The sequence below is a fragment of the Rhodoferax sp. UBA5149 genome (assembly GCF_002413825.1).
GTDB lineage: Bacteria > Pseudomonadota > Gammaproteobacteria > Burkholderiales > Burkholderiaceae_C > Rhodoferax.
The window spans coordinates 7,059-8,229 of sequence record NZ_DHXT01000032.1 but is presented as its reverse complement, the minus strand read 5'-3'; the positions used below and the strand labels follow the sequence as shown (position 1 = coordinate 8,229).

Below are 1,171 nucleotides of genomic sequence, written 5' to 3'. Positions count from 1 at the left end.
CACAACTGCGGCAACTCGTCCAGGCTGCTTTTGCGCAAGAAGCTGCCGATGGGCGTGAGATAACTATCGGGATTGCTCAGCAAATGAGTCGCCACCGCAGGGGAGGTGTTACGCCCCACCCGGTCGGACCAATACAAGGCTGGCCCTTTTGAAGTCAGGCGCACCGCCAAGGCCGACCCGCACAATCGGCAACAACAAGACAAGCCCAGCGCAAGCACCTGCGATCAGATCAAATAGTCTTTTCATCCAAAAACAATCATTGCGTCAAGCTGCAAGGTGAGAAAAAGGGCAGCGACCCAGCTTGGCTCAGGAATCTGACCCCAACTAACTCATGTGGCACTGTGCAAAACCGATTGCAGGCCGACATCCATCGTCAACAGCTCCAACCCATGACACAAGGCCGTGGCTGCAATCAGCGCATCTGGTAGCTTTACCCGGCGAGATCGTCGCAATTCAATCGCTTTGTCTTCGACGGCAGAGGAAATTGCAAGGTAGGTTAATTGCGCCAGCCGCTGTCGGATCAATGCATCTTCGTCTGCCGTAATACCAGGGTAACCCAGCAACTCCATGCGCGTTACTGCACTGAAAGCGCATTGCTGTGCCATCAAGCCCGTGCTGCCCACCATTGCCAATATTTCTGGCGTTGATTTCAGCATCCCCAGAATGACATTGGTGTCGAGCAAGTACTTAACTCCACTCATTACGCAACTGCTGTTGTAAGCCCAAGGGCGAACCGCTAAAGGTTTTGGTGTTCTCCAACCCACCGCACAAGCTTGCAAGACTGATATTGGCTGGTTGGCTGAGCATGTTCAATTGCCTGGCTCGCAAAAAATCAGCAAAGTCCAGAACCTCGGCCAGCAATGGTTCCGGCAAGGTCTGGACCGTTTCAAAGAGCCGTTCTGAAATTGTTGACATCATGTTCATCCTTTTTGATATTGACCAAAATAGTTTACTTTCTTGTCTATTGACAGTGCATGGTACACATCAATGCGACACCCCATCCCGCCGCAGCACCTTGACAAAGGTAAGCCACAAGATGCGAATGTCAAACCACAGCGACTGGCGGTACATATACTCTGCGTCAAGCTTTACTTTGTCAGGGATAGGCAGCTCATCGCGGCCATTGGCCTGCGCCCAGCCTGCAAGGTCAACCGAAGTAGGCCCTGCAAAC

General features: G+C 52.4%; 3 protein-coding genes and 1 pseudogene. All 4 read right to left on the bottom strand.

Annotated elements, in window-relative coordinates:
• Window positions 1-246: pseudogene (locus B3V69_RS02585) on the bottom strand (sugar transferase); the annotation flags it as partial.
• Between the two features lie 83 nt (window positions 247-329).
• The gene (locus tag B3V69_RS02580) at window positions 330-683 is read right to left on the bottom strand and encodes a type II toxin-antitoxin system VapC family toxin (RefSeq protein ID WP_296443508.1); all 354 of its coding nucleotides are present in this window, start codon (window positions 681-683) and stop codon (window positions 330-332) included.
• A 4-nt stretch (window positions 684-687) separates the two neighbouring features.
• On the bottom strand, window positions 688-918 hold the full coding sequence (locus B3V69_RS02575) for a DUF2281 domain-containing protein (protein ID WP_296443505.1): 231 nt from the start codon (window positions 916-918) through the stop codon (window positions 688-690).
• Window positions 919-984: 66 nt separating this feature from the next.
• Window positions 985-1,171: sugar transferase (locus tag B3V69_RS02570; protein WP_296443503.1), on the bottom strand; the 187-nt coding region annotated here is incomplete at its 5' end.

Coding starts and splice junctions, on each gene's coding strand:
- B3V69_RS02575 (WP_296443505.1), bottom strand. CDS start 918: ATGATGTCAACAATTTCAGAACGGCTCTTTGAAACGGTCCAGACCTTG.